General features: G+C 57.1%; 7 protein-coding genes. 3 read left to right on the top strand and 4 right to left on the bottom strand.

Annotated elements, in window-relative coordinates; translation table 11 throughout:
* Nucleotides 1-142 precede the first annotated feature (142 nt).
* Nucleotides 143-1,186: a dihydroorotase gene (pyrC, locus tag ACIQ0G_RS08685; RefSeq protein ID WP_397577565.1), complete on the bottom strand. Its 1,044-nt coding sequence runs from the start codon at nt 1,184-1,186 to the stop codon at nt 143-145.
* 38 nt (nt 1,187-1,224) lie between these two features.
* Between pyrC and ACIQ0G_RS08690 the strand changes: the two genes are divergently transcribed.
* On the top strand, nt 1,225-1,947 hold the full coding sequence (locus tag ACIQ0G_RS08690) for a YgfZ/GcvT domain-containing protein (protein ID WP_397577566.1): 723 nt from the start codon (nt 1,225-1,227) through the stop codon (nt 1,945-1,947).
* Here the strand turns inward: ACIQ0G_RS08690 and ACIQ0G_RS08695 are convergent.
* Both ACIQ0G_RS08695 and gyrB read right to left on the bottom strand, forming a co-directional pair.
* Nucleotides 1,944-2,309 (bottom strand): septal ring lytic transglycosylase RlpA family protein, encoded by a 366-nt coding sequence (locus tag ACIQ0G_RS08695; protein ID WP_397577567.1) that lies wholly within the window; start codon nt 2,307-2,309, stop codon nt 1,944-1,946. The two genes, ACIQ0G_RS08690 and ACIQ0G_RS08695, sit on opposite strands and share 4 nt — an antisense overlap.
* A gap of 83 nt (nt 2,310-2,392) precedes the next feature.
* The gene (gene gyrB, locus ACIQ0G_RS08700; RefSeq protein ID WP_397577568.1) at nt 2,393-4,978 is read right to left on the bottom strand and encodes a DNA topoisomerase (ATP-hydrolyzing) subunit B; all 2,586 of its coding nucleotides are present in this window, start codon (nt 4,976-4,978) and stop codon (nt 2,393-2,395) included.
* Between the two features lie 193 nt (nt 4,979-5,171).
* Here gyrB and ACIQ0G_RS08705 point away from each other — a divergent pair, with 193 nt between their 5' ends.
* Together ACIQ0G_RS08705 and ACIQ0G_RS08710 are read left to right on the top strand one after the other, a co-directional pair.
* Nucleotides 5,172-6,731, top strand: a complete 1,560-nt coding sequence (locus ACIQ0G_RS08705; protein ID WP_397577569.1) for a class I adenylate-forming enzyme family protein — start codon at nt 5,172-5,174, stop codon at nt 6,729-6,731.
* A complete protein-coding gene (locus tag ACIQ0G_RS08710) occupies nt 6,721-7,215 on the top strand; it encodes a DUF2721 domain-containing protein (protein WP_397577570.1) in 495 nt (164 codons plus the stop codon). Before ACIQ0G_RS08705 ends, ACIQ0G_RS08710 begins: the two co-directional genes overlap by 11 nt.
* A 15-nt stretch (nt 7,216-7,230) precedes the next feature.
* Here ACIQ0G_RS08710 and coaD read toward each other — a convergent pair.
* Nucleotides 7,231-7,692: pantetheine-phosphate adenylyltransferase (coaD, locus tag ACIQ0G_RS08715; protein ID WP_397577571.1), on the bottom strand; the 462-nt coding region annotated here is incomplete at its 5' end.

Below are 7,692 nucleotides of genomic sequence, written 5' to 3' on the forward strand. Positions count from 1 at the left end.
TTTCCTGCTGGGTGTGTTCGTGTACGGCGAGCCATTGAGCACGACGAAGCTGGCGTGCTTCATCCTGATCTGGGTCAGTATCGCGATTTTCTGTGCGGACGCGATTAAAACCTACAGGGCATCAAAAGCTTAGGTCCTGACCCTAAGCCTTCAAACGCCAGCGCAATGTTTCCCCTGCGTGGAACGGCACGACATCAAGCCCTTCCAGCGCCAATAGCTCCGGAACCACGATGTCTGCGCGTTCCAATATTATACGCTCCTCGTTCAACGGCAGGCCGTAGAAACGTGGGCCGTTTTCCGAAGCAAAGGCCTCAAATTTGTCCAGCGCGCCTTCTTCTTCAAAGACGGCGGTGTAGCTTTCCAATGCGAAGGGCGCGTTGAAGATACCCGCACATCCGCAGGCGCTTTCCTTGGCAGATTTGTCGTGCGGCGCGCTGTCGGTGCCGAGGAAATATTTGCTGCTGCCCGATGTCGCAGCCTTGCGGAGCGCAAGCCGGTGCACCTCACGTTTGGCGACTGGCAGACAGTAAGCATGCGGACGGATGCCGCCCGCAAACATCGCATTGCGGTTGATGTGCAAATGCTGCGGCGTAATTGTCGCCCCGACATTGGGACCGCTGGCATCTACAAAAGCAACCGCGTCAGCGGTGGTGATATGTTCAAACACGATCTTCAGCTCAGGCAGATCGCGAACCAGTTTCGACAGCGTCCGTTCAATGAACACAGCCTCTCGGTCAAAGATATCGACATGCGAGTCTGTGACTTCGCCGTGGATCAGCAATGGCATGCCGATCCGCGCCATATGCTCCAGCGCGGGCATGATGTTAGTGACGCTAGTGACGCCGTGTGCGCTTCCGGTGGTGGCGTGCGCGGGGTATAGCTTTGCCGCTGTAAACACACCTTCGGCGTGACCGCGCGCGAGTTCATTCCCGTCACTTACGTCGGTAAGATAGGCCGTCATGAGCGGCGTGAACGTGACGCCTTCGGGCACCGCCGCCAAAATCCGGTCACGATAGGCCGCGCCCGCTTCAACCGTCGTGATTGGTGGCGACAAATTGGGCATGACAATCGCACGCGCAAACTGTTTTGCTGTAAAAGGCACCACGCTGCGCATCGCTGCACCGTCGCGAAAATGGAGATGCCAATCATCAGGGCGGCGGATGGAAAGAATCATCTGGTCGGTCATGGCTTCCCTTTAAGCGCCTCTCCCCCTATCTGTCACCTATGCCAAACACCCGTCTATTCGACCGCTGCGTTATCCGTCTGTCGCCCACCGAGGCAGGAGAGGACGCGCGCCAATTTCTCCAGGGCCTGGTGACGCAAGATACCGCGGCAGAAATGCCCTTATGGGCGGGCTTGCTGAGCCCGCAGGGAAAGGCGCTGTTCGATTTCATCCTGTGGGCAGATGGTGACGATGTGCTTATCGATTGCGAAGGCACGCAAGCAGACGCATTGGTCCGGCGCCTGTCGATGTACCGGTTGCGCCGGAAAATCGCCATTGCCATTGATCCGGAATGCGGCGTGTTCTGGAAAGGCGACGGCAGCACAGACCCGCGCCATGCGGAGCTTGGGACACGCTGGCTGGGCACACCGGCTGCCGATGATATCGACGCGAGCGCCGAATATCGCGCGCATCGGCTTGGGCTCGGCATCACCGAGGGCGTACATGAGCTGGGCAGCGAGCAGACTTTGTGGCTTGAGGCCAATGCCGCCGAACTGAACGGGGTATCGTTCACCAAGGGATGCTATGTCGGGCAGGAGAATACCGCGCGTATGAACTGGCGGCAGAAAGTGAACCGACGGCTGGTGGTGGTCCCATTGACGCAAGCCGACGAGAGCCGGCAGCGCTGCGTCTATCCGGAACTTGATATATCGGTGGAGTTGCGGCGCGTCGAAGATTTGACCGCGCTTGTTTTGCCGGACTGGCAGCGCGCTGCGCTTGGTTAATCGAGCCGCTCGAGCTTAACCTTTGCGGTCCCGCTGCGGTGCATGCCGATCTGTTTGGCCGCAGCATAAGATAGATCCACGATGCGTGATTTGCTCCACGGACCGCGGTCGTTCACCCGCACGATAACTTCCTGACCATTGGCCAGATTGGTGACCGCCACCCTTGTGCCAAAAGATAACGTCCGGTGCGCCGCCGTCATCGCGTTGGGATCAAAACGCTCGCCACTGGCCGTGCGATTGCCGCTGAGTTCAGCGCCATAATAGCTGGCCAATCCGGTGCCGATTTCGACACGGCTGTCGCCCGCCTGCGCCAAAACCGGCAAGGCGATGAGCGCGAGCGCAAGATAATGACGTTTGTGCATGATATTCCCCCCGAGGCGTGCGGGCTACAATAAACGCCGCACGCTTCCAATTGTCGAAGCGATAATGTGCACAGGCTTTGCGTTCAAACGTCCAGATTGGCGACGTTAAGCGCGTTTTCGACAATGAAATCACGCCGTGGCTCAACCACTTCGCCCATCAGCTTGGTGAAGATATCGTCCGCCAAGTCGGCCTGGTCAATTTCGACACGGAGCAGCGACCGGTGATTAGGGTCAAGTGTCGTTTCCCACAATTGCTCCGCATTCATTTCGCCAAGACCCTTGTAGCGCGAAATCGATAGGCCCTTTCGCCCTGCGGCGAGTATGGCCTCAAGCAATTCCGATGGACGCGTGATCGCGCCTTTATTGCCCACACTGACGGCTGTCGTCGCCCGTTTGGCTTGGTCGCCAACGGCATCCGCTGCTTCTACGTCGTTATCTGCTTCGATGTCTTCGACGGCATCGGTTGCTACAGCGGCAGTGACCTTCACCAATCGGGCAGGGGTTTCGTAACTGGCGGTTTCTTCGCTGGCGAGCTTGTGCAGCTTGCGTGCTTCTGCCGACATTAGGAATGCCGCGTCGATGATGTGGTGATCGGTTACGCCGCGCCATAGGCGTTCGAAGTGATAGCCACCGTCTTCGGATACGCGGCCGGACCATTTGCCCTCAACATCCTGCGCACCCATCCATGCGGCCGCCTTGGCCACCGCAGCAGCGCGGTCAGTCGCCTCGGGGTCAAGCGCACCGGTGAGCGCCATGGCCTCGACAATTGTGGGGTCGTAGCGGCGCGGGACAAATGCCATCAGGCTGCGCATCCGGCGGGCATGATCGACCAATGCGCCCAAATCGGCGCCTGCGCGTTGTCCGCCGGCACCTTCAAGCACAACGCCGCCAAGACCCAATTCAGCAAGATGGTCGTCGAGCGCCTTGTCGTCCTTAACGTAAATTTCGCTGCGGCCCTTTGCGACCTTGTACAAAGGCGGCTGGGCGATGAAGAGATGGCCGTTTTCGATAATCTCCGGCATCTGGCGATAGAAGAATGTCAGCAACAATGTGCGGATATGTGACCCGTCGACGTCAGCGTCGGTCATGATCACAATCTTGTGATAGCGCAGCTTTTCAATGTTGAAATCTTCGCGGCCAATGCCCGTGCCCATGGCTTGAATGAGCGTGCCCACTTCCTTGGACGAGAGCATCCGGTCAAAACGCGCGCGCTCGACGTTCAAAATTTTACCCTTGAGCGGCAAAATCGCCTGATAATGCCGGTCGCGACCTTGCTTTGCCGAACCACCTGCGGAGTCGCCTTCGACCAGGAATAGTTCGGACTTGGCAGGGTCTTTTTCCTGACAGTCGGCAAGCTTGCCGGGCAAAGACGCAACGCTCATGACCGATTTGCGGCTGGCCTCGCGTGCCTTACGTGCGGCTTCGCGGGCGGCGGCAGCGTCAATGACCTTTTGAATCACGGTGCGCGCATGGCCGGGATTTTCTTCAAGCCACTCGCTCATCCGGTCGGCCATCAGGCTTTCCAGCGGCTGGCGTACTTCCGACGAGACCAACTTGTCCTTGGTCTGCGACGAGAATTTTGGATCGGGCAATTTCACCGACACAATAGCGGTCAGGCCTTCGCGCATGTCATCGCCCGTCAGCGTAACCTTTTCCTTTTTCAACACGCCCGATTTTTCGGCGTAGTTGTTCAGCGTGCGCGTCAATGCCGAGCGGAATGCCGCCAAGTGGGTGCCGCCATCGCGCTGCGGAATGTTGTTGGTGAAGCACAAGACGTTTTCGTAATAGCTGTCGTTCCATTCCAGCGCGACATCAATGCCGATACCGTCACGGTGTGACGAAATCGCAATCGGATCGGCGAGCAACGCCGTTTTGTTGCGGTCCAGATATTTAACGAAAGCGCCAATGCCACCCTCATAATACAGGTCATGTTCTTTGACTTCCGAATGGCGGTTGTCGCGCAGCAAAATGCGGACGCCGGAATTCAGAAACGCGAGTTCGCGATAGCGATGCTCAAGCTTGTCAAAATCAAATTCGAGCACGTTTTTGAACGTGTCGGTCGACGCCATGAAGGTGACGCGCGTACCCTTTTTGGGTTTACCATCGGCCACTGGCGCATCGCCACGAACGATCAACGGCGCAACGGCGTCGCCATGTTCAAAGCGCATCCAATGCTCTTTGCCTTCGCGCCAAATGGTGAGCTCAAGGAACTCAGATAGTGCGTTGACGACGGACACACCGACGCCGTGCAACCCGCCCGATACCTTGTACGCATTGTCGTCCGACGTGTTCTCAAACTTACCGCCGGCGTGCAGTTGGGTCATGATGACCTCAGCTGCGGAAACGCCCTCTTCCTTGTGCATGCCCGTCGGGATACCGCGGCCATTATCTTCAACCGAGACCGATCCGTCGGCGTTCAATTCGATCAGCACCAGATCGCAATGTCCGGCGAGCGCTTCGTCGATCGCGTTGTCCGATACTTCGAACACCATGTGGTGCAGGCCGCTGCCATCATCCGTATCGCCGATATACATTCCCGGCCGCTTGCGAACCGCGTCGAGGCCCTTGAGAACCTTGATGCTGTCGGCACCATATTCGTTCTGATTTGGGTTGGCTGCGCTGTCCGCAGACGGGTTATTTTCGGAGTTTTCCGGGATTTGATCTGTCATCTGCGGACTATAGGCCCCACGGCCGAAAAGCCCAAGGGAAAGCGGCAATAAGGGGCTATTTTTCCACAATCTTTTGCGCCTGCCGCTTGTTGCGTTTTTGGGTGGCGGGGTGCGGCCCAAAATTAAGCGGTGAAAGTTTTCGATATCGCGCTAAATCATCAAATGCGCATTTAAGGGATAGGCACAAAACCTGATGAATATCGATACTGAACTGGAAAAGAGCTTTGGGGACTTTGGCGCACTCATTGGCGCTTGGGGTGCAGAAAAACCCGACGCGCAAGCACTCGCTGACAAGTTCACCACGGTTTCTTGGGGCCAAGTTTCGCAGCAAACGTCACGCATTGCAGCCCAGCTTCAGCGTGATGGCCTCCAGCATGGTCAGGCGGTCGCCATTTTGGGCATGAGCAACATCAATTACGCGCTGGTCTATTTGGCTGCAGTGCGTGCAGGCGGCTGCGCTGCGCCGCTGACGACATCGGCTACCCCGGCCCAATTGTCTGCGATGTTGCGGGACTCAGGCGCGATGCATCTCTTTGTCGATGCGGCAAAGCTGGCTGAACTCGGCGGTATAGACTTGGGCGATGTGCGCATTGTCATATTGGATAATGGCGACGCAGAGCACCCAAGCCTTGACGCTTGGATGGCCGAAGAGGGTGCTACATTTGCAGCAGCCGCACCTGCGCCGACTGACCCGTTCAACATCATTTATTCGAGCGGAACGACAGGCACGCCAAAGGGCATCATCCATTCGCATGCCATGCGCTGGCACCAGATGGCAGGTGGTTTCAAATCCATTTACAGTCCGGACAGCCGCGCGTTGGTCTCCACGCCTTTATATTCGAACACGACGCTCGCTGTGTTCCTGCCGACCATGTGCCATGGCGGATTTGCGCGGATCATGGATAAATTTGATGTCACCGGCTATCTTGACCACGCACAGGCTGACCGGACCACGCATACCATGCTGGTGCCCGTCCAATATCAGCGGATCATGGCGCATGATGGATTTGCCAATTACGATCTTTCGCATTTCATCGTCAAATTTTGCACCAGCGCGCCATTCCCGGCGGAGTTAAAGGCTGATGTCGTCAAACGCTGGCCCGGCGGGCTTATTGAAATTTATGGGATGACTGAGGGCGGGGTGGTCTGCATGTTGCAGGCGCATAATTTTCCCGACAAGCTGCACACCGTGGGGCAGCCCGTGACGGGCCATGAACTGATCGTCCTTGATGACGACGACAATCGCCTTCCTGCTGGATCAAAAGGCATTTTAACGGGCCGGTCACCCACGATGATGTCCGGCTATAAGAACCAGCCGGAAAAAACGCGCGAGATGGAATGGCGCGATGAGGATGGCAATATCTGGCTCAAAACGGGCGACATTGGAATCGTCGATGAAGACGGCTTTGTTTCCATCGTCGGGCGCGCGAAAGACATGATCATCTCCGGCGGGTTCAACATTTACCCCAAAGACCTAGAGGGGCTGCTGGAGGCGCAAGCGGAGGTTGCTGAGGCTGCAGTAGTAGGAATGCCGTCGGATGCGTGGGGCGAGACGCCGGTTGGCTTTGTGCGGTTGCATCCCGATGCCAGCAGCACGCTCGACGCTATCTTGGAGCGGGTGAATGGGCAGCTTGGCAAAACCCAACGCATTTCGGTGCTCTATCCCATCGACGAAATGCCCCGCAGCCATATCGGTAAGTTGTTGAAAACCGATTTGCGGACATTGGCGGCGGAGTTGCAAAATGGACGGTAAATTTGGCCCGGACCTGGCGGCGGTCATTTCCGTTCTGCAGACGGCACTGACCCCCGCCTTTTTGCTGGTTGCGGTGGGCAGCCTGCTCAATGTCCTCACCGGCCGACTGTCGCGCATTGTTGACCGGTCACGCGACCTGCAGCGGCAATATGCGGAGACTGACGGTCAAGCGCATGAACGGGTCGTCACCGAACTGCGTATCATTGAAAAGCGGATGCGTGTGGTAGGAAGATCGATATTGTGCGCGGTGTTATCCGCGATTTCGGTGTGCATAATGATCGTTGTCTTGTTCGTCATGGGGCTCACCAATATTTCTGCAGCATGGATAGCCGTAGCGGTATTCATGCTGGCATTGGCGCTGTTGTCGGCTTGCCTGTTTCAATTCGTGCACGAGATCCGCTTGGCAACTTATGCGATATATGTGCCGGAGGAATATCTTGAGCTGCCGGCGCCTAAGGAACGCAAGCGGCGTAGTACGATGTAACGCGCAGGCGCGTCGTTAGCTTGCCTTGCTGCCCAATAATTGAACGCGGGCGACAACTTCGTCGCGGATCGTGGGCGTCACAAACTTGCCAATTTCGCCACCATATATGGCGATTTCCTTCACCAACCGTGACGCGATGGGCTGAAGCGCGACATCTGCCATCAGGAATAGCGTCTCGACGCGGTCATTCAGCTGGCGGTTCATGCCCGTGAGTTGATATTCATATTCGAAATCGGTGACGCCGCGAATGCCGCGAATGACCGTGCTTGCGCCATGTGCTTCGGCAAAGTCCATCAGCAGTGAATTGAACCCGACGACGCGGATATGATCTGCGCCGATTGTCGCAACTTCGCGCTCGACCATCGCGATACGCTCTTCATCCGCGAACATCGGCGATTTTGACGCGTTGGTGGTCACGCCAATGATGAGTTCATCGACAAGCTTTGCCCCGCGCCGGATGATGTCCATATGGCCCAA

The organism is Sphingorhabdus sp., assembly GCF_044354325.1.
In the GTDB taxonomy this organism is placed as follows: Bacteria; Pseudomonadota; Alphaproteobacteria; order Sphingomonadales; family Sphingomonadaceae; genus Sphingorhabdus_B.